The sequence below is a fragment of the Streptomyces piniterrae genome, assembly GCF_005048155.1.
Classification (GTDB): Bacteria; Actinomycetota; Actinomycetes; order Streptomycetales; family Streptomycetaceae; genus Streptomyces; species Streptomyces piniterrae.
In genome coordinates this window covers 228,752-251,292 of record NZ_SUMB01000008.1, presented here as the reverse complement: position 1 = coordinate 251,292, position 22,541 = coordinate 228,752, and the positions used below count along the sequence as shown (strand labels likewise).

Genomic DNA, 22,541 nt, shown 5'->3' with positions numbered 1-22,541 from the left:
CACCATGAGCCACACCATCAGCGACGGCACGTTGCCCCAGACTGACGTGCCCGCGACACCCCCCGCGCCCCCGGTGGCCACCCCGTCGTACGGGACCGCCGTCGCCCCCGCGCCACGGGGCGCCCGGTCCGATGCCCGCGCCAAGCGCCCCCGCGTTCCGGTCGAGACCCCGCCCGCCACCCCGAGCGCGCCTCGCGACAGCGATCCGCTCGCCATCTGGCCCGGGTCCACGACCCCCCTCCCGCAGGCCGACCTCGCTGTGGGCGGCGTCCCCCTCACCGAGCTCGCCGAACGTTTCGGCACGCCCACCTACGTCCTGGACGAGGACGAGGTCCGGCGCCGCTGCCGCGCCTACCTGCGGGCTTTCCCGGACGCCGATGTCCTCTACGCGGCCAAGGCGTTCCTGTGCCGCGCCATGGCGCACTGGGTCCAGGAGGAGGGCCTCGGCCTGGACGTCTGCTCCGCCGGCGAGCTGGAGCTGGCTGTGACCACCGGCTACCCGCCCGAGCGGATCGTGCTGCACGGCAACGCCAAGAGCCCGGACGACCTGGGCACCGCGCTGCGGCTCGGCGTCGGGCGGATCGTCATCGACAGCACCTCGGAGATCGCCCGGCTGGCCGCCGCGGTCCCGGCGGGCAGCCGCCAGAAGGTGCTGATCCGGGTCGTGCCGGGAATCGCCGCGGGCGGCCACGCCAAGATCCGTACGGGGACCGAGGACCAGAAGTTCGGACTGTCGGTCGCGGACGGTTCCGCGCAGCACGCCATCGCCCGGGTGCTGGGCCAGCCACGTCTCGAACTCGTGGGCCTGCACTGCCACTTGGGCTCGCAGATCACCACCGTCAAGCCGTATCTGTCGGCCGTACGGCGACTGGTCGGGCTGCTGGCGCGGATCCACGAGCAGCACGGCGTCACGCTGCCCGAGCTGGACCTCGGCGGCGGCCACGGCATCGCCTACCTCCCCGGCGAGCCCGCCCTCGACATCGCCTGCCTCGGAACCAAGATCCGTGCCGAGCTGGCCCGCGGCTGCGCGGCGGCCGGCCTGCCGGTTCCACGGCTCGCCGTCGAACCCGGCCGCGCCATCGCCGGCCCGGCCGGTGTCGCCCTCTACCGGGTGCTGACCGTCAAGCGGACCGGGACGCACCTGTTCGTGGCGGTGGACGGCGGGATGAGCGACAACCCCCGGCCGGCGCTGTACGGGGTGCGCTACGCGCCCCGGCTCGTCGGCCGCCGCTCGGCCGTCGCGCCGGAGGCGGTCACCGTCGTCGGCCGGCACTGCGAGGCGGGCGATGTCCTCGCCTCGGACGTCCGGCTGCCCGGCGACATCCGGCCCGGAGACCTGCTCGCGGTCCCCGTGGCCGGCGCGTACCACCTCTCGATGGCCTCCGGTTACAACCTCGTCGGCCGCCCGCCGGTCGTGGCGGTCGCCGACGGCCAGGCCCGGCTTCTCGTACGTCGCGAGTCCTTCGCCGATATCCGGGAGCGGGATATCGGGTTGTAGCGGGCTGGCGCGCTAGCGGGCTAGCGGGCTAGCGGGCTAGCGGGTTGTGACGTGGTGGGGGTGCGGGGTTCGCCGGTGCCGGGCGGCCCCGCACCGGCATTTCGTCTCCCCGCTGACCTCTCCAATTCGCCTCCCCGCTGACTTCGCCATTTCGTCCCCCACTGACTTCTATGTACGCTGAATCAATCGGTTGTAGGATGACTGGGCAACTGGCAGCTCGGTGATGCGCGCTGCCGGCATGCGCGCGCCACACGGGCAGGGCAACGAGCGGACACGGAGGGCAGACGGCCATGGCACTGCAGGCGGCGGGACGGCACTCCCTCGTGGACACCGTCGTCGAGGCCCTGCGGTCCCAACTGTCCGCCGGGGAATGGCAGGTCGGGGCCCGTATCCCGACCGAGCACGCGCTGGCGGAACAACTCCAGGTCGGTCGTAACACCGTCCGCGAGGCGATCCGGGTGCTCGTTCACGCCGGGATGCTGCGGTCCAGGCAGGGCGAGGGCACGTTCGTGGTGTCCACCGCCGACCCGGGCGAGATCATGCGCGGCATCCAGCGGGCCGGTATCCGTGACGTCCTGGAAGTACGGATCGCCCTGGAGGCGGAAGCCGCCCGGCTGGCCGCGCTACGGCATGAGCCCGCCGACCTGGAGCGGATGCGGGCGGCCCTGGATGCCCAGGCCGAACTGGCCGACGCGGACGGCCGGCCCGGATCCGGCAGCCTCGAGCTCTACGCCGATCACGACATCGCCTTCCACAAGGCCGTCGTCGAGGCCGCGCACAACACCGCACTGACGGCGACGTACGGATGGTTCAGCAGCTCGGTGCGGGAGGCGCTGGTCACCGCGCTCGACGACCAGGCGATGCCGAGGGTCGTGCACGGCGATCACCGCCGCGTCCTGGACGCGATCGCGTCGGGCGACCCGGAGGGCGCGGAACGGGCCACCCGCGAGCTACTGGAAAAGCCGAAGCGGGCCGTCGAGGCCCTGCTCGCCGCGCGCTGAGCCGACCCCGCGTCCCTGCCTCTGCCTCGGCTCGCTCCGCGCCCCCATTTCTCCCCCTGCTTCTCCTCCTGTTTCCCCTGCTTTCTCTTCCGCTGAGTTTGCTCAGCGCGCCCCGGGGCCCGCCCCCTCCCCCCAAACCCCCTCCACACCGCACGATTGGCGAGGTACGCACACATGCCAGGGACCAGGTCCGAAGCCCCTTTGATCGACTCGATCGACGCCGAGCAGGATCTGGCCGCGGCATCGCAGGTCGCCGCCGCCCGCCGACGACTCCGGGCCCACCCGGCGCTCCTCCTGGCCGGTATCGTCCTCGCCGCGCTCAACATGCGCGCGGCGCTGGCCGGTGTCTCTCCGCTGCTCAGTGAGATCGGCGAGCAATTCCATCTGGCCGCGACCGCCAGCAGCCTGGTGACGACCATCCCGCTGATCTTCATGGGCCTCGGTTCGATCATCGCGCCCAGGCTGGCCCGACGTTGGGGAACGGAGACGGCGCTGTGCGCCGCGTTGGTGCTGCTGTGCGGCGGCATCGCGCTGCGGATCGCCCCGCCCGTCGTGGCGCTGTTCGTCGGCTGCGCGGTGGTCGGTACGGCGATCGCCCTGCTGAACGTGCTGATGCCGGGTCTGATCAAGCGGGACTTCCCGGAACGCGCCGCGGGCATGACGGCGCTGTACTCCACGGCGATGATCCTCGGCGCGACCGTCTCGGCCGCCTCCGCCGTTCCGCTGGAGAACGCCCTCGGCGGCTGGCAGGGCTCGCTGGTCTCCTGGTCGCTGCTGGCCGCCGTGGCCGCCGTCGTCTGGATCCCTCAGGCGGTCATCGCCCGCCGCGGCACCCATCTGGGTGGGGCCGCCGCCACGCCCGTGCACACCACCGAGAACGGCCCGCGGCTGAGCCGTTCCCCGCTGGCCTGGCAGGTCACGCTGTTCATGGGATCGCAGTCGCTGATCGCCTACGTAATCATCGCCTGGATGCCGACGATCTTCACCGATCACGGGATGGGTAAGGGCGAGGCGGGGCTGGTCTTCGCCTTCAGCACGCTGGTGCAGATGGTGGGGTCGTTCGTGGTGCCGATGCTCGCGGGGCGGATGCGCCGTCAGCGGCTGCTAGGGGTGGCGGTCTCCGCGCTGATGGCCAGCGGCGTCACCGGCCTGCTGGTGGCGCCGGTGGCCGGCGCCTGGCTGTGGGCCGCGCTCCTCGGTATCGGACAGGGCGGCGCGCTCGGCCTGGCCCTGACGATGATGGTGCTCCGCTCCGGCGACGCGCACACCGCCGCCCGCCTGTCCGGTATGGCCCAGACCGGCGGCTACCTCCTGGCCGCGGCCGGCCCCCTGGCCCTCGGCGCCCTCCACCAGACCACCAACGGCTGGACCATCCCCCTCGCTCTCCTCCTCGCCGTCTGCACCGGCCTGGCCCTGCTGGCCCTGGGCGCCGGCCGAGACCGCCGGATCGGGGACGCGCGGTAAGAAACGCGAGCCGCTTGCCTCACCGAGCGCGGGCGCGCGGGGGGGCCGGCTTGGCGGGAGCGACGGACGGGGAATCCGACGGACGGGGAATCCGACGCATGAGGAAGGCACCCGAAGCCGGCCGGATCCGCGCCCTCGTCTTCCAGTAGCGCGCGGGCCCGGTCTTCTCGGACCGGCGAAGGGAGCCTCCGCGCGTCGCCCCGGGTCGCGCGCACGTCGCGCCGGGCGGGCGGTTGGCGGTCTGTTAGGTCCAGGTCACGTCGGGGGTGGTCGGGGGGTGAGGGACAGAGCCTGTACGCACCGGCCCAGTGGTGCGGGGGGCAGGCGACTGGCAGTCGGACGGGTCGCGGGGCGCGGGGCGCGCCGGAGGCGACGGGCAGAGCTTGTGGACGCACCGGCCCCGTCGCGCGGGGTGACGGGCAGCGCGGGGACAGGTGGGCCCTGGTCGCGTCGGGGTGACGGGCCGTGACGACTGACCGGTACCGTCCCCCGGCAGGGACCGGGCTCTCCCGCCATGCGCCGGTCCGGAGCAGCCCGGTGTGGTGGGCTGTTCTACCGCTCTGGCCGCGCGCAGTGACCAGGGATTCCGGCGGCCATCCGGGCCCGACGGGGGCAGCTGGCGGCGGTCCCGGGCCGGGGGTGGCCGTCCCGTGGCCGGGCGGACTGGCCTACGGTGCCCTCATGAGCGATGTTCAGCGCACCGTTCGCCGGTCAGGTCCGCGGCTCTCCCGCACCGGCCGGCTCCTTCTTGTGGCCGTCCTTTGTGTCCTGGTCGTTCTCGCCGTGCTCATCCTGCCGCGGCTGCTGCGCGGCGGGCCGGAGCGTGCGGAGACGCTGACGGTCCCGGAAGGGCTACGGGCCACCCAGGTCTACGCCGAGGCCGACAAGGCCCTGCATGTGGCTCCCGGCACCACCGCCAAGGCCGCGAGGACCGCGCGGCTCGCACTGCCGGATGAGGCGAAGGGCAAGCCGGAGGGGTACCTCTTCCCAGCGACATATCCGATCGGCGACGACACCACCCCCGCCTCACTGCTCTCTTACATGGTCCGCACCGCCAACCAGCGGCTCGCCGCGGACGGCATCGCCTCCTACCGGACCGTTGTGATCGCCAGCATCGTCCAGGCCGAGGCGGACCGGCCCGGCGACATGGGCAAGGTCGCCCGGGTCATCAGCAACCGGATCGCCCAGAACATGCCGCTGCAGATGGACTCGACGATCAACTACGCCCTGGGCCGCAGCACCCTCAACACCAGCCACTCCGACACCAAGACCGACAGCCCGTACAACACTTACCGGCACGAGGGCCTGCCACCCACCCCGATCGACAACCCCGGGGCGGACGCCCTGAAGGCGGCGGGTGCGCCGCCCAAGGGCGACTGGCTCTACTTCGTCACCGTCAAGCCGGGTGACACCCGCTTCACCGCCAGCTACCAGGAACACCTGAAGAACGTCCGGGAGTTCAACGACCAGCAGAAGAGCGCCGGTGGTGACGGCGACGGCGCCTGAGCGCGCCGCCGTCCCCTCCGTTGCTCCTCGCCCGCTCCGTTACTCCTCGCCCGCCAGCGTCAGGGACGTCAGCCGGCGCCCGGCGTACCAGGTCGCGGCGACCGTGACGGCGGCCAGCAGGGATATCGCGAGCGGCAGTTGGACGTCGGAGGTGATCGCTCCCTCCGCGCCTATCTTCTGGCCCACCGCCAGCGCCCACTGCTGGACGCTGAGGGTCTTCGCACCGGGGACGAGGTTCCCGAAGAGGGATTCCCAGACCAGGGCGTAGACCAGGCCGAAGACGACGGCGTGCCGGGTGACCGTGCCGAAGAAGAGGAACAGCGCGCTGTAGGCGATCGACGCGACGGCCGCCGCCAGGGCGTACGCCACCGCTATCTGCTGGCTGTTGCCGTTCAGGACGAAGCCGGCGACCAGGATGGGGACGGCGGAGAAGGCCACCGTCACCCCGATCGCGACCAGCAGTTTGGTGAAGATGATCGTCGACCGGGACACCGGCTTGGCGAGCAGATAGACCACCGAGCCGTCGTCTATCTCCGGGCCGATCGCGCCCGTTCCGGCGATGACGCCGATCAGCGGCACCATCGTGCCGAGCGCGAAGCCGCCCAGGATGCCGTTGGCGGTGGTGTCGTCGGCTCCGACCAGCGAGCGGACGAGGATCGCGATGGCCACCAGGAGGGCGGGCAGCGCGAAGAGGATCAGGGCGCGGCGCCGACCGAGCAGGGCGCGATACGTGAGCCGGGCGACGGTCGGGTTGAACAACGAGGCCTTCGGAGAGGTCAAGGCCGGCGGCGAGGTCGCCGGTGAGGTCGTGGACATGCGTCGGGGCTCCTTTCAGGCCTCAGGCCGCAACCAGGTAGGAGAAGACGGATTCCAGCGACTCGTCGGAGGGCGAGACCGTCAGAAGGCGGATGCCGTGGTCGCGGGCGACCCGCGGCAGGAGTTCGGTGAAGCGGGCGAAGTCGATGGCCTGGATGTGCAGGGCGCCTTCGGCGAGGTCCACTTCGATGCCGGCCGTCGAGGGGTCGGCGATCAGTGCCCCGGCCAGCGCCCGGTCGTTGTCGGACCGGATGAGATAGCGGTGCGGGCGATCGGTCATCAGCCTGCGGATCTTGCGGAAGTCACCGGACGCGGCATGCCGGCCGGCCACCACCACCTCGATGTGCGAGGCCAGTTGCTCGACCTCTTCGAGGATGTGCGAGGAGAACAGCACCGTGCGGCCCTCGTCGCCCATCCGACGCAGCAGCTCCATCAGCTGCATCCGCTGGCGCGGGTCCATGCCGTTGAACGGCTCGTCCAGCAGCAGCACGGACGGATCATGGACCAGCGCGGAGGCCATCTTCACGCGCTGCCGCATGCCCTTGCTGTATGTCGATATCTTGCGGTCCTGGGCGTACTCCATCTCGACGGTGGCCAGCGCCCTGGCCGCCTCGGCCCGGCCGAGACCGTGCAACTCGGCGTTGGCGACGACGAATTCACGGCCGGTGAGGAAGTCGTACATCGCCTCGCGCTCGGGGACGATGCCGATGTGGCGGTAGATGCCGGCGTTGCGCCAGATGGTGGTGCCGTCGAGGGTGACGGTGCCGTTGGAGGGCGCGAGGAAACCGCCCATCATGTTGATGAGGGTGGATTTACCGGCGCCGTTGGGGCCGAGCAGGCCGGTGACGCCGGGGGCGATGGTCATCGTGATGTCGTTGACGGCGACGACATTCCCGAACCAGCGCGAGACGTGGTCGATGTGGAGGGAGGTCACAGCCCGGCCTTCCTGTAGCGGCGCATCAGCAGGGCGTAGCAGCCGGCGATGACGATCAGCGTGACGAGGAGATAGACGAATCCGGCGGCGGTGGACGGCTCCAGGTTGTTGGGGAACGAGCTGGTTCCGCCGAGGAACTTCGTCTGCACGCCGTCGATGAGCGTGATGGGGGAGAACAACCCGAGCCAGCCGGCGGCGGCTTCGTTGCCCTGGACGGAGGCGATGCTTTGGACGGCGCTCACGGCGGCGTACGGAATGGTGAGTACGGCGATCACCGCGGCGACGCCGAACCCGCGGCGCGGCGTGAGCGCGGCTATGACCAGGCCGATCCCGGCGAACAGCAGCGAGAGCAGCGCGACGGACACCAGCCCCTGGCCCAGCCCCTTGGTCTGGTCGAGGAAGTCCAGCTTCGCCAGCAGAGCTCCGGCGTAAAGGATCACCAGGGGAGCGGCGGTGAGGATGAACAGGGCGCTCGCCATGGCCGCGAACTTCGCCACGACATAGTCGACCCGCTCGATGGGGCGGGAGAAATACAGCGGGACCGACTTGAAGCGCAGATCGCGGGAGACGGACTGCGGGGCCTGGGCGGCGAGGTAGAGGCCGATGACGGCCTGGAGGAAGATGGCGTAGCGGGTGTAGTCGATGAGGAGGCTGCTGGCCTTGGTGAACACGGCCACCGCGACCACGATTCCGGCGGGCAGGCACATCACCGCGAACAGCAGCATCGGCAGCACCTTGCTCTTGGCCGACCGGCCCAGCCCGTAGGCGCCGCGCAGGCTCTGCGAGAAGAGCGACCGGCGGGCGTAGGCGCGGCCGAGGCGAGGGCCGTCGTAATGCCGGTAGCCGATGTTGTGGATGTACGCGCCGGACGGGGCGTTCTGCACCGCGGCGGGTGCCGCTGGTCCGGATGCCGTCGCGGATACGGACGTCGTGGGCTCAGGCGACATCGGGGGAGCCTCCGTCCTGGATGTGCGGGGCGCTCGGAGCGCCTTCGGTGGCGGTCTGGGCGGGGATGGCTCCCGGGTTGGCCCGGGAGCGCGCGGCGGGGTCGGCCGCCGCGTCCGCGTCGCGGAAGACCTCGGCGATCTGGTGGCGGCGCTGTTCCATCCGCACCAGGCCCAGGCCGAGGCCGGCGACGGTGTCCCGCACCAGGTCGTAGGTCTGGTGGCCGGCCGCCTCGACGTACAGGACGTGTCCGGGCGTGGCGAGGCTTCGCCCACCGGCGGCGCCGGTGGTCACCGCGGCACCGGCGCCGACCAGCGCCGCACGCAGCGCCTCGGTGCCGTCCGGATGGGCGTCGGTGTCCGTGACCTCGACCGCCAGTGAGGCCGTGACCTGCGTGAACTCATCCGTGGAGGAGGAGCGCAGCAGCTTGCCGCCGTCGATGACGACCACATGGTCACAGGTGCGCTCCAGCTCGCCGAGGAGGTGGGAGGTCACCAGGACGGAGATGCCGAAGTCGGTGTGGACGCGGCGGATCAGGCCGAGCATCTCGTCCCGCCCGGCCGGGTCCAGGCCGTTGGTCGGCTCGTCCAGGAACACCAGCTGCGGGTCGTGGACCAGCGCCTGGGCAAGCTTGACGCGCTGCTTCATGCCCGTCGAGTAGCCCCCGATGGGCCGGTAGCGCTCCTCGTAGAGACCGACGTGACGCAGGGTGTCGGCGGTGCGCTCGCGGGCGGCGGTCGGCGGCAGGCCGGACATTCGGGCCATATGCACGACGAACTCGGTGGCCGAGACGTCGGGCGGGAGGCAGTCGTGCTCGGGCATGTAGCCGACCCGCTCACGGATGGTGCCGCCGTCCTTGGTCACGTCCAGGCCGAGGACGCGCGCGGTCCCTTCGGTGGCCGGGGCCAGGCCGAGGAGGATCTTGATCAGGGTGGACTTGCCGGCGCCGTTGGCACCCACCAGGCCAGTTACGCCGGGGGCGATGTCAACGGAGAGCCGGTCCAAGGCGGTCACCCGCGGGAACCGCTTGCTCAGGCTTTCGGTCACGATCACAGTCACGTCTTCGACGGTAGTGGCGGCCGCCACACCAGTCGTCAGCCCTGAGGCTGGAAGCTTCCTACCTCTCCGGGATTACAAGCCCCTAGGGGATGTCCTGCCTGGGGCGGCCTGGAGTCAGGGTTCACGTCAGGGTGGGGGCGGGAGCGAGGGGCGGCGCGAGGGCCCGGGACGGTGCGGGATCGCGGTGGCGGCGCCTCGCCCGCTGCACACCCCTTGACGCAGCCGCCGGTCATTGTCACATTCATCAGTGTCAAGTTACGGGCGCGTACCGCGATGAACTGCTCACGGACGGACGGTTGGCGATGGCCTCAGTCACCTCAGCGACCTCAGCAGGAGCCGGAGAAATCACCGCCGAGCTGGCGGGATTCAGAGAGGTCCAGCGACTCGCCTATGCCTGCGCCGAGGCGGTGGCCGGCCAGCTCAAGCCCGGGGTCACCGAGCGCGCGGCGGCGCGGATGCAGCGCGAGTGGCTGCGCGAGCGCGGCGTGCGGGACTGGTTCCATCTGCCGTTCGCCTGGTTCGGCGACCGCACGGCCTTCGTCAACTTCCGCATTCCGCTCCAGTTCTTCCCCACCAACCGCGAGCTGGAACCGGGGATGGCCTTCATCCTCGACATGGCACCGGTCTACAAGGGGTTCACGGCCGATATCGGCTACTCCGGCTGCCTCGGGCTGAACCCCGTGCACGACCGGCTGCTCGCCGACCTCGAAGCGCATCGGGAGCTGATCCTGCGCGAGGTGCGGGAGCGCCGTTCACTGCGGGAGATCTACGAGGACGTCGACCGGCTCATGGTGCGGCAGGGGTACGCCAACCGTCATCGCGCCTATCCCTTCGGCGTCATCGCGCACAAGATCGACCGGGTCAGGGAACGCCGCTGGTCCCCCACCCTGTTCGGATTCGGCACCCAGTCCCTCAAGGGCCTCGCCTCCGACGCGCTGCACGGTCACCGTGACGGCTGGTCCCCGCTGTGGAGCCCGTACACCTTCTCCGACCACCCGCCGCAGCCGGGGCTGTGGGCGGTCGAACCGCACCTGGGATTCCGGGGCACGGGCGCGAAGTTCGAGGAGATCCTGGTCGTCACCGACTCCAAGGACCCGCAGGAAAGCGCCTTTTGGCTGGACGACGATCTGCCGCATGTGCGGCGCTGGCAGGAGGAGAAGGCCGCGTGAACACGAGACGTGGACGGGACAAGAGCAAGGGCCGTGGAAAGGTGCCGGGATCCGGGCATGGACCGGGCTCCGGCCCGGTGACCGGGGCCGGGCTCCAGGAGGCGCGGGAGCGCTGGGTGCACACCGGCGGGGTCGAGCTGTGCGTCGCCGAGCTGGGGGATCCGGCGCAGCCGACGGTGATCCTGGTGCATGGCTATCCGGACAGCAAGGAAGTGTGGTCCGAGGTCGCCGGCGGCCTGGCGAGCCGTTTCCATGTGGTGCTCTACGACGTCCGGGGCTGCGGTCGCTCCACCGCCCCGAAGCCGCTGCGCGGCGGCTTCACGCTGGAGAAGCTGACGGACGACTTCCTCGCTGTCGCGGACGCAGTCAGCCCCGGCCGCCCCGTCCATGTGGTGGGCCATGACTGGGGATCCGTGCAGGCCTGGGAGTTCGCCACGGTCCGGCGTACGGAGGGCCGGATCGCGTCCTTCACCTCCATGTCGGGACCGTCCCTGGACCACTTCGGCCACTGGATCAAGAAGAGGCTGGCCCGCCCCACCCCACGGCGCACCGCCCAGCTCCTCAACCAGGGCGCCAAGTCCTGGTACGTCTACATGCTGCACACCCCCGTGCTGCCCGAACTGGCCTGGAAGGGCCCGCTCGGCAAGCGCTGGCCGGCCATCCTGCGGCGCATGGAGAAGGTGCCGGGCGGCGGCTATCCGACCGCCTCGCTGCCGACCGACGCCGCGCACGGCGCCTGGCTCTACCGCGACAACGTCCGCGCCCGGCTGCGCCGCCCCCGCGCCGACGCCTACGCGCACTGCCCGGTCCAGCTCATCACCCCGACCGGCGACATGTTCCTCTCCCAGCGGCTCTACGACGACCTGGAGCAGTGGGCACCGCAGCTGGTGCGCCGCACCCTGCCGGCCAAGCACTGGGTGCCGCGCACCCGCCCCGACCAACTGGTCTCCTGGATCACCGAGTTCGTCACCGCCAAGGAGGAGGGCGATCCGGCGAGGGAGATCGCGGCATCCGGCCCGTACGCCGACCGCTTCGGCGGACAGCTGGTGCTGGTGACCGGCGCGGCCAGCGGCATCGGCCGGGCGACGGCGTTCGCCTTCGCGGAGGCCGGCGCCCGGATCATCGCCGTCGACCGGGACGCGGAGGGCGCCGCGCGGACCGCCGACATGGCGCGGCTGATCGGCGCCCCTCAGGCCTGGGGCGAGGCCGTCGACGTCTCGGACGAGGCGGCGATGGAGAAGCTCGCCGACAAGGTCGACACCGAATACGGGACCGTCGACGTGCTGGTGAACAACGCCGGCATCGGGCTGTCCGGCTCCTTCATGGAGACCAGCACCGAGGACTGGAAGAAGGTCCTGGACGTCAATCTGTGGGGTGTCATCCATGGCTGCCGGGTCTTCGGCAAGCGGATGGCGGACCGTGGGCAGGGCGGCCATATCGTCAACACCGCCTCGGCCGCAGCCTTCTCGCCGTCCCGCGTCCTGCCGGCCTACAGCACCTCCAAGGCGGCCGTCCTGATGCTGAGCGAGTGCCTGCGCGCCGAGCTGGCGGGTCAGGGCATCGGCGTCTCGGCCATCTGTCCGGGCTTCGTCAACACCGGCATCACCAGCACCGCGCGATTCGCCGGTGTCTCGGCCGACGAGGAGAAGCGTCGCCAGACCGAGGCGGCACGCCTGTACGGGAGGCGCAACTACCCGCCGGAGAAGGTCGCGGACGCCACCCTGCGTGCCGTGGTCCGCAACCAGGCGGTGGTGCCCGTCACCCCCGAGGCCCGCGGCGCCCACCTGATGTCCCGCTTCACTCCGCGAGCGCTGCGCGCCATCGCCCGCATCGAGCCGCCCCGGTAGTGCCGGGTCGTCTTTGCCGCACCCACCCCACGGCGCGTCCGGGCCGGAGAGCCTCCCGGTCCGGCGCGCCCCACCGAAATCCCGAGACCCACGCACGTCAGGGGCGCATCAGCGAGCGAAGCGAGGCATCGGCATGAGCACGCCCCGGTCCCAGCAGCACCACCCGACCGCACCGCGCCGGGTCGTCCGACTGGCGCGGGACGCCCCTGAACCCGGTACCCGACGGCCCCACCACCCCTCGCACAAGGGGCTGTTGCCCACCTGGCGTGAGCTGAGAGCGGCGATACCACGGCATCCGCGGCATCCGCGGCGGTCGTACCATCCCTCGCAGGAAGGGTCGCTGCGCGCGGCCGCCGCCTGTCTGGCGTCCTCCCCGGCCGCGCGGACCGCGGCGGGCGCGATGGGCGCGACGGGCCGCGTGGCCATCTCCCGGCGCGCGGCCATCTCGTAAGGAGCACCACAGTGACCGAGCAGCCGCCGACGGCCGAATACCGCATCGAGGACCTGGCCCACATCAGCGGCGCCACGGTCCGTACGATCCGCGCCTACCAGGACCGCGGGCTGCTGCCCCGCCCGGAACGCCGCGGCCGGGCCAACGTCTACGGCGCCGCCCATCTGGCCCGGCTGCGCCAGATCGCCGCTCTGCTCGACCGCGGCTACACCCTGGCCAGCATCAAGGAACTGCTGGAGGCCTGGGACGCGGGGCGCGACCTCGGCGGCGTCCTCGGCCTGGTCGCCGAGATCGACGGGCCCTGGACCGACGAGCAGGCGTCCCGGATCAGCCGCGCCGACCTGAACACCGCCTTCGGCGGCACCCCCGACGAGGCGGCGGTGTCCGAGGCCGTCGAGCTGGGTGTCCTGGAACGCGTTCCGGGCCGGGACGACGAGTTCCATGTGCCCAGCCCCCAGGAGCTCGCGGTCGCCGCCGAACTGCACTCCGCGGGCGTTCCGTTGCGGGCGATATCCGGCCATCTGCGCGAGCTGCGTGGCCAGGTCGAGCACATCGCCTCCCGTTTCCTGGACTTCACCACCGAACACATCTTCCGGCCGTTCCTGGACCACTCGCCGACGGAAGCCGAAGCGGAGGAGGCCGCCGCCCTCGTTCGGCGGCTGCGTCCCCTCGCGCAGCAGACGGTGGATGCCGAACTCGCCCGCGCCATGCGCACGCTGGCGACCCGCTACCTCCGCCACCACCTCATCGAAGCGCTGCCGCCGGCCTCAGACCCAGCCGACTGCGGCGGTGGCGGTACGGCCGACGAGACGGAAGCGCCCCAGCTCGCCTCGGTCCCCATCCCCGTCCCCGCCCCGGCCCGCGCCCCCGCGCCCGTCGCAGACCCCCGTCCCGCGGCCGGCACGGAGCCGCTGGCCCTCCCCGCCGAAACCGTGCAGGCCGTGCGTGCTCTGGTGGGCCCGGAGAACACGGCCGCCTTCGTTGCCGCCGCCGCGCACCGTGAGGTCCATGCACGCACCTTGGACACCTTGGCCATGGCCGCACGCCAGACCTCGGCGGCGGACGAGGCGGACGCCGGCGACGGAACGCCAGCCGACCATGGATCGCCCAGCCATGGAGCGCCCGGCCACGCCGCGACCGGCCACCGTGCGCCGACGGGCTGCCATCAGGCGCCCAACGCATCCGGAACGCCCCCGGCCGCGCGTCGCTGATCGCCGCCACAGCCTCCCCCGCCGCCCCGGCCCTCTCTTCAGTTGTCAAGATTCAGGTCGGGCGCGGCCTCAGGCGCGCCCTGTCGGTCGTCAACCGGCCGGATCCGGGAGCCAGTTGCCATGGAAGCCGTACGGCACGCGTCGCGGAAGATGGACCGTGGCCACGGGGTCGGCGGATATGTCCTCCGCGTCGAGCACGACGAGATCACTGGTGTCGGTGGCGGCGTCGTAGACGTAGGTGATCAGCCAGCCGGGGCCGCCTGGCCGGTCGTCGGCGGGCGCGAAAGCCGCCTCGCCCGGAGTCCGCCCCGGCCCGAAGTCATGCCGGACGACCGCGCCGGTCCGCAGGTCGTAGCGGAGCAGGGCGCCGGGGATGGGGCCCGAACCGGGCAACTCGCCGCTGGTGGCGTGACCGAAGCGGGCCGGTTGCCCGGCGAGGCGGTCGTCCACCCGGGGGAACTCGCTGAACTGGTCGTCGAGCTGGTCCTCGGTGACCGTGCCGGCGGCGAGATCGATCGTCCAGCGCCAGAGGTGGGGCAGGCTCCTGCCGCCGAACTCCGCATAGCGGCATACGTAGAGGACGATCCGCTGGTCGCCGTCGTCGTGGGCGTTGAGGGAGTGGAACACATAGCAGGGGTCGATGGGCAGCCAGCGGACCTCACCATAGGGATCGTCGCGGCGCAGTACACCCAGCCGGGCGCCGCGCTCCGGCTGCCACCCGTACGGCATGCCGGGGTGGTCCCGGTCGTAGACGACCGGGAGGTCCATGAAGATGACATGGCCGGCGGTCAGATGGAAGTCGTGCATCATCGTCGGCGCCGATACGTCGATGGGGCGGCTGATGACCAACTCCCCGGCCGCGTCGGCACGGTGATAGGTGAGATAGGGCGCGGTACGGCTGGCGTATCCGAAGAAGTGCAGCTCGCCGGTGGTGGGGCAGGTCTTGGGGTGGGCGGTCATGGCGGTGGTGAGCCGGCCGTCGAAGTCATAGGGGCCGACGGTCTCCAGCTCATGGGCGGGGCGGCAGTCGACTTCGTAGGGAAACGACGACTCGACCAGGGCCAGGGTGCGGCCGGCGTGCCGGACGATATGCGTGTTGGCCACGCCCGCCGCCAGATCGCGACGGCCCTGCCCGTCGACGACGCGCGGGCCGTCGGTGAAGGTCGAGGTGCGGACCCAGCGGTTGCGGTAGGAGACGGCCCGGCCGCCCTCCAGACGCAGTCCATGGACCATGCCGTCGCCGAAGAACCAGTGTGGCGAGGCGGCGTCCCGCGGGTTGGGTCCGTTGCGCAGATACCAGCCGCTGAGCTCGGCCGGAATGGTGCCCGTGACCGGGAGGTCGTAGGCGGTCAGCTCGTCCGTCACAGGAGCGAAGTTGCCTGCCATGTGCGGTGCGGGAGCGGAGGATTCGGACGCGGTGGTGGGTGACGCCGTGGTCATGAGACCAGACCTCCCTCGAGGTCGGGGCGCGCACCGGCCCCCTGCAGGGCGCGGGCCTTGGCTCGCTCCGGGTAGGTGGCGGTGAAGCGCATGGGCAGGACGAATCCGGCGGCCTGGATGACGATCGAGAAGAGCGGGTTCAGCCCGTAGGCGGAGATGAGGGTCTGGGCGATCGCGGTGAGGGTGAAGGACAGCGCCCATGCGGCGGTGAGCACGACATTGATCCGGCGGAACAGCGCGGTGCGCCACACCTCGGGCGGCGTCATCCGGCGCGCGATCGCCATCGTGAAGGGCCGCCGGACGGCGATCGACACCCAGGAGACGACCGCCAGCCAGCCCATCGAGAGCGCGCCGCAGTAGACCTTGAGGCCGCTGTCGGGCCGGGCGAAGGCCAGGACCGTGAGGGCCGCGAAGAACACGATCGTGCCGTACTCCAGCACGCGGTAGTCCAGCGAGAGCCCGCCGGCCCGGTCCGCTACGAGCACCGCCACCGAGAGCGCCAGACCTGCCAGCGCACCCCACTGCCAGCCGGCCGCGGACACCCCGGCAAAGGCCAGCCATGGGATGAAGCTCCGCAGGTAGACCATGATTCCCCCTCTGCACGCACGGCCTTCCGATGCGGCCGATCCGACGTGCAATCACCTGATGCGTGGTCAACAGTTCCGAGAAGTGTGGTCAACGGCTCTGCAGTCGCCGCCGATTGACCGCGACCACACCAACTCCCACACATTCCAATCTCGACATGTCGAAGATAGAAGGTACTGCTTTGACATGTCAAGAGTGGAAGGTAAAGTGCTGTCCATGAGCCTGAGACATGCCGTGCTGGGTCTGCTGGCGGAATCCCCTGCCAGTGGCTACGACCTGATGAAGCTGTTCAACGCCTCGCTCGCCAGCGTCTGGCCCGCCACTCAGAGCCAGGTCTACGGCGAGCTCTCCAAGCTCACGAACGCGGGCCTGGTAGAGGTCGCCGCCCAAGGCCCCCGCGGCCGCAAGGAATACGCGATCACCCACGACGGCCTGGCCGAGCTGCGCCACTGGCTGACCGAGGTCGAGCCCAGCGGCCCCCAGCGCCATGACGGCCTGCTGCGCGTCTTCTTCCTCGGCATAGTCACCCCACTCGAAGCGCGGACGTACCTCCTGCACCAGGCCGAATCCGCGGCCCGTGCCCACGCCGCGTACGAGCACATCGACAAGGCCGCCCCATGGGACGACGAAATGATCTCTGTCTACGGGCGGATCGCGCTGGAGTACGGCCTGCGCATGACCGCGGCCCAGGAGGAATGGGCCCGCTGGGCCGCCGAGGAGGTGTCCAGCGCGAAGGCCAGGAAAGCGAGCGAGCTCGCGAGGCACCAGCATGCGCAAGGGAAGGGAGAAGAAGGGGAAGGAGAAGGAGAGGGGGCGCAGGAAGGGGCGGGGCACGGGGCGACCACGGACGGGGAGTGAGGCTCCGGCGGGAGGCTCGGCCGCGAGGTTCCGCCGGGGAGTTCCGCGCCGGGAAGTGATGCCCAGCGGCAAATCAGATGCCTCCGGACCCCTCGCGCGGCACCCTGGAAGCATGAACAACCAGCGCTCGGTGCGCATATCGAAGTATCTGGCGAAGCATCTGCGCCATGAACCGGAACGGATCGGCATCACCCTCGACGCCCAGGGCTGGGTCCCGGTGCCGGAGCTGATCGATGCGGCGGCTCGGCACGGATTCCGCTTCTCCCGGGCCGAGTTGGAGTCGGTGGTCGCCGACAACGACAAGCAGCGTTACGCCATCGAGGACGAGCGGATCCGCGCCAACCAGGGCCACTCCGTGCGTATCGAACTCGATCTTCCGCCCGCCGAACCCCCCGCGTATCTCTTCCACGGGACCGTGACACGCAATGTCCCCGCCATCCGGGCCGAGGGGCTGCGGCCGATGTCCCGGCACGCCGTCCATCTCTCTCCCGACCGCGAAACCGCGACCCGGGTGGGCGCGCGGCGCGGCAAGCCCGTCGTCCTGACCGTCGACGCGGGGGCGATGCACCGGGACGGCCATGTGTTCCGGGTCAGCGCCAACGGGGTCTGGCTCACCGGCCACGTACCGCCGACCTTCCTCCGCTTCCCCGACTAGGCTGCCGCCGCCCCGTCGGCGAGGCGGCCGTGGACAGCGCGTACAGCGCGGATCAGAGCCCTGGAGCCCCCCACACCGGGAACCACCGCGCCAGATCGCTCTCGATCGTCAGGTCGTCCCCGAGCATCGCCCGTACCTGGAGTTCCAGCGGGTTGTCACGCTTCTCGCCACCGGCCGGCTGTGGTGCGAAGGGGTAGAACGTGCCGCGTTTGTAGAGGTAGACCAGCGCCAGCGGCCGCTCCCGCTCATCGCGGAACCCGACCAACGAGCACAGCAGCTGCGCTCCGAAGCCCGCCTCCTCCAGGGACGTGTTGACCGCGTGCAGGTCGTTGACCAGGCCCGCCACGTCCTCCGGGGCATGCCGCGCGAGCAGCCAGGTATAGCCGTACGCGTCCTGGCCGAACTCCACCGGGCCGTCCAGCAGCGCCCGCGCCTCCTCCTGGATGCGCGAGAACGCGCCGCCCTCGACGCTCGCGAAGCACACCGACCCCAGCCCGGTGGGTACGAAACCGGCCCCGGCCTGCAAGGTCACGGCGGCGGACGGCAGCGCGAAGAGCCGGTCGAGATCGGGGCGTACCGGCTTGCTGCGGCCGAGAATGGCGTCCAGAAATCCCATGCGCGCGAACTCCTCACTCGGTTGGTCCAGTTGACCCGTTGGGCCTTCGACCCGTTGGCGCGTTGGCCACTCGGCTCGTCGGCCCGGTGGCCACTCGGCTCGTCGGCCCGTCCGACCCCGCCGGCCGGCGGTCCGCCGGCCCATCGGTCGTACGGGGAGCCCGTCACGACCGCCCCAACTGCGCGGAGATCCGGCCCAGCTGGTCCAGCCGCTGCTCCAGCGTCGGGTGCGACGAGAGCAGCCGGTTGAAGCTCTCCTTGTTGAACGCGGGGGCGAAGTAGAAGGCGTTGAACGGCTCCGCCTTCCGCAGATCGCGGGTGGGGATCCGCGCCATCTGCCCCGTGACCTTGGTCAGCGCGGATGCCAGCGCCGAGGGGCGCCCGGTCAGTATCGCGGCGGCGCGGTCGGCGGACAGCTCCCGGTAACGGGACAGCAACCGGGTCAGCAGGAAACTGATGGCGTAGACGACGGCGCTGACGGCGGTGACGATCAGCACGGCGATGGCCGCGTTCTGGTCCCGGTTGTCGCGTCCGACGCCGCTCCACAGGGCGGCCCGGGTGATGATCCCCGCCAGTACGCCGAGGAACGACGCGATGGTCATCACCACGACATCGCGGTGCGCGACATGGGAGAGCTCATGGGCGAGCACACCCTCCAGCTCCTCCGGCTCCAGCCGGCGCAGCAGCCCCGTCGTGGCGCAGACCATCGCATTCTTCTGGTTCCGGCCGGTCGCGAAGGCGTTCGGCACATCCGACTCCGCGATCGCCACCCGCGGCTTGGGCATGTCCGCCAGCGCGCACAGCCGGTCGACGGCACCGTGCAGCTCCGGCGCCTGCTCCGGCGTCACCTCGCGCGCGCCCATGCTGAACGCGGCGATCCGGTCGCTGAACCAGAACTGCGCGATGAACAGGCCGCCCGCGAGAAGCATGATCACCACCCAGGCGCCCTTGAGCAGCACCACCAGCACGCCGACGACCACGACGTACAGCAGACCGATGAAGAACATCGTCGTGACCATGCGCGAGGTCAGCCCGCGGTCGGGGGCGAATCGGGTCTGTGCCATGGCTCCTCCGCAACGCACCGCGCTTCGCTTCGCGCAGTGCGCCGGAGCGCCCGGCATGCCGCCGCCTCTGGACCGCGTGCCGCGCACCCTGCGCACTGCGCCGCTGCCTCGATTGTCCCTCTTGTTTACTCTTTGCGGGATAAAGCCCAGGCCAGCGGGGTGCACATGCGTCAGCCCCGCCCAGCCACCGACGCCCCGGCTCGCCTCGCCTGTCCGCCGACACCTCGCCTACCCGCCCAGCTGCGCCAACCCCTCCGTCGCGATCCGCTCGAAGAGCGCGAGATCGGCCTCGAAGAGCGAATCGGCGATCGGCCAGTGGATGACGAGTTCGTCGATGCCCAGCTCGGCGTGGGCGCCCGCGAAGTCCACAAACGCGTCGAAGGAGTCCAGCGGACGGTCCGGGGTGAAGCCGCTCAGCATGATCTTCCGCAGTTCGCCGGCATCACGGCCCACCTCGGCGCACGCCTTCCCCAGCCGCTCCGCCTGCCCGCGGATCGCCACGAGCGAATCGGCCGACGTACCGCCTCCGTTCGAGACCTTCGGATCGCCGGTCGTCACCCAGGCCTGGCCATACCGGGCCGCCAGCTTCAGCCCGCGCGGCCCGGTGGCGGCCACCGCGAACGGCAGCCGGGGCCGCTGCACACAGCCGGGGATATTGCGCGCCTCGTCAGCGGAGTAGTGCGTGCCCTCGTAGGTGACGACGTCCTGGGTCAGCAGCTTGTCGAGGAGCGGTACGAACTCACCGAAACGGTCGGCCCGTTCGCGCGGCGACCACTGCTCCTGGCCGAGGGCGGTGGAGTCGAAGCCGTTGGTGCCGGCCCCGATGCCGAGGGTGATCCGGCCGCCGCTGATGTCGTCCAGCGAGAGGAGTTCCTTGGCGAGGGTGACCGGATGCCGGAAGTTCGGCGAGGTCACGAGGGTGCCGAGACGCAGTCGGGAGGTGGCGGTCGCGGCCGCGGTCAGCGTCGGGACGGCGCCGAACCAGGTCGTGTCGCGAAAGCTCCGCCACGAGAGGTGGTCGTAGGTGTACGCGGCGTGGAAACCCAGCTCCTCGGCGCGCTGCCACACCTCCCGCCCGCCTTCGGACCAACGGCGCACGGGGAGGATCAAGGTACTCAGTCGCATACCCACGAGCGTACGGCGGCCGGCCGCGCGCCCCCGTGCCCAGGTTCCCCACCACCTGCCGCCGACCTCACATAACACGTATACCGCACCGAACACCGTGCCCCTCCCCGCGTCCCGTCCGGCTCATACGCGCGACCCAGCGCACGCCTGTGCACAGCGGTAGGCGAAGATGGCCGGGTGACTGATGCCCCCGCCACGCCACCCCGGGCGCCCGAGCCGGCCGTTGCGCCCCGGCTGATCGCCACCGATCTCGACGGCACCCTGCTGCACGACGACAAGACGGTGTCCGACCGGACGATCGCCGCACTCGCCGCCGCGGAACGGGCCGGCATCGTGGTCTTCTTCGTCACCGGGCGCCCGGCCCGCTGGATGGACGTGGTCAGCGACCATGTGCACGGCCACGGCCTGGCCATCTGCGCGAACGGCGCCGCCGTCGTCGACCTGCACCGCGGCGGGCGCATCGTCGAGGTCAGCCCGCTGGAGAGCGCGGTCGCGCTGGCCGTCGTGGAGACCCTGCGCAGCGCCGCCCCCGGCACCTCGTTCGCGGTCGAGCGCACCGGCGGCTTCCACTACGAGCCGCAGTACCCGCCGTTCCACGCCGACCCCACGGCGATCATCGCCCCGGCGGAGAAACTGCTTGCCGAAGACACCCCCACCGGCTTCGACCAGCCCGTACTCAAGCTGCTCGCGCACCACCCCGACATGGACCCCGACGCGTTCCTCGCGCTGGCCCGTAAGGCCGCCGGCGGCCTGGCGTCCTTCACCCGGTCCAGCCCCACCGCCCTCCTGGAGATCAGCGGGCTCGGCGTCAGCAAGGCCGGGACCCTCGCCCGCTGCTGCGCGGAGCGCGGGATCACGCCGGAGGAGGTCGTGGCCTTCGGGGACATGCCCAACGACATAGAGATGCTCAGCTGGGCCGGCACGTCCTACGCCATGGCCAACGCCCACCCCGAGGTGCTCGCCGCCACCACCCGTCGTACCGGATCCAACAACGACGACGGCGTCGCCACGGTCATCGAGCGCATTCTCGAAGATCTTTAGGGCTGCGTTCCCAAGGGAGCTTCAGGGCTGCGTTCTCAAGGGACTTCAGGGGCCTGCGTCCTTGAGGAGCCGCCTAAAGCCCTACGCCCCGATCGCGCAGCCACGTCGCCGGGTCGACGCCCGACCCCAACGACGGCGTCCGCCGCACCTCGAAGTGCAGATGCGGACCGGTGGAGTTGCCGGTGTCGCCCGAGAGCGCGATCCGCTCACCGGGCCGCACCTGCTCTCCGGGGCCCGCCAGCGCCGCGGACAGATGCGCGTACTGCGAGTACAGATCGCGGCGATGCCGTACGACCATGCTGATCCCGAAGCCGTCGCCGCAGGTCAGGCTGACGATACGGCCCGCGCCGACGGACCGCACGGGGGTGCCGACGGGCACCTTCAAGTCCTGCCCCGTGTGGCGGCCGACCCAGTGGCCGCCCGCGCCCCCGAAGGGCGCGGAGAGGTCATAGCGCTCCACCGGGCGGACCCATTCCCCGCGCGGCACAGCCGCCGGGGCGACGGTCGCCGCGGCCGAGGACACCGCATGCGGCAGCCCGCCGCAGGAACCGCTCCGGGACGCGGTGGTCGCCAGGTTCCGCAGCTCGTCGCGGGCCGCTCCCAGCCCGCGCTTGGCCTGCTCACGCGCCGTCTTGAGACGGTCGCTGCGGTCGGTGAGTGCGGCCGCGCGGGCGGTCGCCGTCGCACTCTCACCCGCCAGCACCCGGCTCTCGCGGCCTGCGGAACGCGCCCGCGCGGCCAGCGCACGCTCCCGCCTGTCCGCCTGCTCGTGCGCTCTGACCAGCGACTTTCCCGCGCCTGAGCCGGTGATGCGCAGGGTGTACGCCACGATGCTGCCGGTGCGGTACTGCGCGCCGGCGATCGCGCCCACCGTACGGCGCAACGCGGCGGCCGTGCGGCGCTCGCGGCGCAGCGCCGTCTGCAGCCGGTCGCGCTCGACGCGCTGCGCCCAGGCCGCGCTCCGCTGCTGCGCGTACAACCGGCCCGTGCGACGCGCCGCCTCGCCGAGCCGCATCACCGCGAAGCTCACATCGGCCAGTCGCTGAGCGGCGCTGCGCCGCACGCGGCGGGCAGCGCCGGGGTGCGCGACGTACCCGGCGGGGTGGGCGGCGTACGCGCCGGGCCGCCCGCGCGTTCCCGCGGGGGGCGCATCGGTCCCGGCAGAAAACGGACTGTTCCCCCAGAACGCCCCGCAGACCACCGAAAAGATCAGGACAATCGCACTCACCACGGAAAGCACAGAGGTCCCAGCGGTCG

General features: G+C 71.4%; 20 protein-coding genes and 1 pseudogene. 11 read left to right on the top strand and 10 right to left on the bottom strand.

All coding sequences use genetic code 11. The features are described 5' to 3' along the window. Window positions 1-4 precede the first annotated feature (4 nt). The 4 genes from lysA (at window position 5) to mltG (ending at window position 5,469) form a co-directional block, all read left to right on the top strand. Window positions 5-1,498 (top strand): diaminopimelate decarboxylase, encoded by a 1,494-nt coding sequence (gene lysA / locus FCH28_RS23475; protein ID WP_246103099.1) that lies wholly within the window; start codon window positions 5-7, stop codon window positions 1,496-1,498. A 290-nt stretch (window positions 1,499-1,788) separates the two neighbouring features. Then, window positions 1,789-2,499 (top strand): FadR/GntR family transcriptional regulator, encoded by a 711-nt coding sequence (locus FCH28_RS23470; RefSeq protein ID WP_136742079.1) that lies wholly within the window; start codon window positions 1,789-1,791, stop codon window positions 2,497-2,499. Window positions 2,500-2,673: 174 nt separating this feature from the next. After that, window positions 2,674-3,963 (top strand): CynX/NimT family MFS transporter, encoded by a 1,290-nt coding sequence (locus FCH28_RS23465; RefSeq protein WP_136742078.1) that lies wholly within the window; start codon window positions 2,674-2,676, stop codon window positions 3,961-3,963. A gap of 681 nt (window positions 3,964-4,644) precedes the next feature. Continuing rightward, a complete protein-coding gene (mltG, locus tag FCH28_RS23460; protein WP_136742077.1) occupies window positions 4,645-5,469 on the top strand; it encodes an endolytic transglycosylase MltG in 825 nt (274 codons plus the stop codon). 39 nt (window positions 5,470-5,508) lie between these two features. On the opposite strand, the gene FCH28_RS23455 is transcribed toward mltG, so the two are convergent. The 4 genes from FCH28_RS23455 to FCH28_RS23440 all read right to left on the bottom strand — a co-directional run bounded on the left by FCH28_RS23455 (window position 5,509) and on the right by FCH28_RS23440 (window position 9,223). Next, window positions 5,509-6,228, bottom strand: coding sequence for an ABC transporter permease (locus FCH28_RS23455; RefSeq protein WP_136742221.1), 720 nt, complete (start codon window positions 6,226-6,228; stop codon window positions 5,509-5,511). Between the two features lie 79 nt (window positions 6,229-6,307). Further along, window positions 6,308-7,219, bottom strand: a complete 912-nt coding sequence (locus FCH28_RS23450; protein WP_136742076.1) for an ABC transporter ATP-binding protein — start codon at window positions 7,217-7,219, stop codon at window positions 6,308-6,310. Next, window positions 7,216-8,166 carry an ABC transporter permease subunit gene (locus FCH28_RS23445; RefSeq protein ID WP_222852445.1) on the bottom strand — a complete coding sequence of 317 codons (951 nt, stop codon included), beginning with the start codon at window positions 8,164-8,166 and terminating at the stop codon, window positions 7,216-7,218. The genes FCH28_RS23450 and FCH28_RS23445 overlap by 4 nt, the downstream gene beginning before the upstream one ends. Next, the gene (locus FCH28_RS23440) at window positions 8,156-9,223 is read right to left on the bottom strand and encodes an ABC transporter ATP-binding protein (RefSeq protein ID WP_246103097.1); all 1,068 of its coding nucleotides are present in this window, start codon (window positions 9,221-9,223) and stop codon (window positions 8,156-8,158) included. Before FCH28_RS23440 ends, FCH28_RS23445 begins: the two co-directional genes overlap by 11 nt. A 302-nt stretch (window positions 9,224-9,525) precedes the next feature. Between FCH28_RS23440 and FCH28_RS23435 the strand changes: the two genes are divergently transcribed. The 4 genes and pseudogenes from FCH28_RS23435 to FCH28_RS23420 all read left to right on the top strand — a co-directional run bounded on the left by FCH28_RS23435 (window position 9,526) and on the right by FCH28_RS23420 (window position 13,901). Next, window positions 9,526-10,392 carry a M24 family metallopeptidase gene (locus FCH28_RS23435; RefSeq protein ID WP_136742075.1) on the top strand — a complete coding sequence of 289 codons (867 nt, stop codon included), beginning with the start codon at window positions 9,526-9,528 and terminating at the stop codon, window positions 10,390-10,392. A gap of 41 nt (window positions 10,393-10,433) precedes the next feature. After that, window positions 10,434-12,239, top strand: coding sequence for an SDR family oxidoreductase (locus tag FCH28_RS23430; protein ID WP_281289755.1), 1,806 nt, complete (start codon window positions 10,434-10,436; stop codon window positions 12,237-12,239). Between the two features lie 241 nt (window positions 12,240-12,480). Continuing rightward, a pseudogene (locus tag FCH28_RS23425) lies at window positions 12,481-12,690 on the top strand (hypothetical protein); the annotation flags it as partial. 11 nt (window positions 12,691-12,701) lie between these two features. After that, window positions 12,702-13,901, top strand: a complete 1,200-nt coding sequence (locus FCH28_RS23420) for a MerR family transcriptional regulator (RefSeq protein WP_136742074.1) — start codon at window positions 12,702-12,704, stop codon at window positions 13,899-13,901. A gap of 90 nt (window positions 13,902-13,991) precedes the next feature. Here FCH28_RS23420 and FCH28_RS23415 read toward each other — a convergent pair whose 3' ends face one another. Together FCH28_RS23415 and FCH28_RS23410 are read right to left on the bottom strand one after the other, a co-directional pair. Further along, entirely contained in the window at window positions 13,992-15,341 is a 1,350-nt protein-coding gene (locus tag FCH28_RS23415) for a carotenoid oxygenase family protein (protein WP_136742073.1), read from the bottom strand. Beyond that, window positions 15,338-15,928, bottom strand: a complete 591-nt coding sequence (locus FCH28_RS23410; protein WP_136742072.1) for a hypothetical protein — start codon at window positions 15,926-15,928, stop codon at window positions 15,338-15,340. Before FCH28_RS23410 ends, FCH28_RS23415 begins: the two co-directional genes overlap by 4 nt. A gap of 214 nt (window positions 15,929-16,142) precedes the next feature. Between FCH28_RS23410 and FCH28_RS23405 the strand changes: the two genes are divergently transcribed. Both FCH28_RS23405 and FCH28_RS23400 read left to right on the top strand, forming a co-directional pair. Next, window positions 16,143-16,784 carry a PadR family transcriptional regulator gene (locus FCH28_RS23405; protein WP_136742071.1) on the top strand — a complete coding sequence of 214 codons (642 nt, stop codon included), beginning with the start codon at window positions 16,143-16,145 and terminating at the stop codon, window positions 16,782-16,784. A gap of 112 nt (window positions 16,785-16,896) precedes the next feature. Then, window positions 16,897-17,439 (top strand): RNA 2'-phosphotransferase, encoded by a 543-nt coding sequence (locus FCH28_RS23400; RefSeq protein WP_136742070.1) that lies wholly within the window; start codon window positions 16,897-16,899, stop codon window positions 17,437-17,439. 52 nt (window positions 17,440-17,491) lie between these two features. Here FCH28_RS23400 and pspAB read toward each other — a convergent pair whose 3' ends face one another. The 3 genes from pspAB to FCH28_RS23385 form a co-directional block, all read right to left on the bottom strand. Continuing rightward, the gene (gene pspAB / locus FCH28_RS23395) at window positions 17,492-18,055 is read right to left on the bottom strand and encodes a PspA-associated protein PspAB (RefSeq protein WP_136742069.1); all 564 of its coding nucleotides are present in this window, start codon (window positions 18,053-18,055) and stop codon (window positions 17,492-17,494) included. A 163-nt stretch (window positions 18,056-18,218) separates the two neighbouring features. Next, complete coding sequence (htpX, locus tag FCH28_RS23390; protein WP_136742068.1) at window positions 18,219-19,118, bottom strand: zinc metalloprotease HtpX; 900 nt, start codon at window positions 19,116-19,118, stop codon at window positions 18,219-18,221. Between the two features lie 228 nt (window positions 19,119-19,346). Continuing rightward, window positions 19,347-20,243: an LLM class flavin-dependent oxidoreductase gene (locus tag FCH28_RS23385; protein WP_187363903.1), complete on the bottom strand. Its 897-nt coding sequence runs from the start codon at window positions 20,241-20,243 to the stop codon at window positions 19,347-19,349. A gap of 177 nt (window positions 20,244-20,420) precedes the next feature. Here FCH28_RS23385 and FCH28_RS23380 point away from each other — a divergent pair, with 177 nt between their 5' ends. After that, window positions 20,421-21,284 (top strand): Cof-type HAD-IIB family hydrolase, encoded by an 864-nt coding sequence (locus tag FCH28_RS23380; RefSeq protein ID WP_136742066.1) that lies wholly within the window; start codon window positions 20,421-20,423, stop codon window positions 21,282-21,284. Between the two features lie 73 nt (window positions 21,285-21,357). Here the strand turns inward: FCH28_RS23380 and FCH28_RS23375 are convergent, their stop codons facing one another. Further along, window positions 21,358-22,512: a M23 family metallopeptidase gene (locus FCH28_RS23375; RefSeq protein ID WP_136742065.1), complete on the bottom strand. Its 1,155-nt coding sequence runs from the start codon at window positions 22,510-22,512 to the stop codon at window positions 21,358-21,360. Window positions 22,513-22,541: the final 29 nt, after the last annotated feature.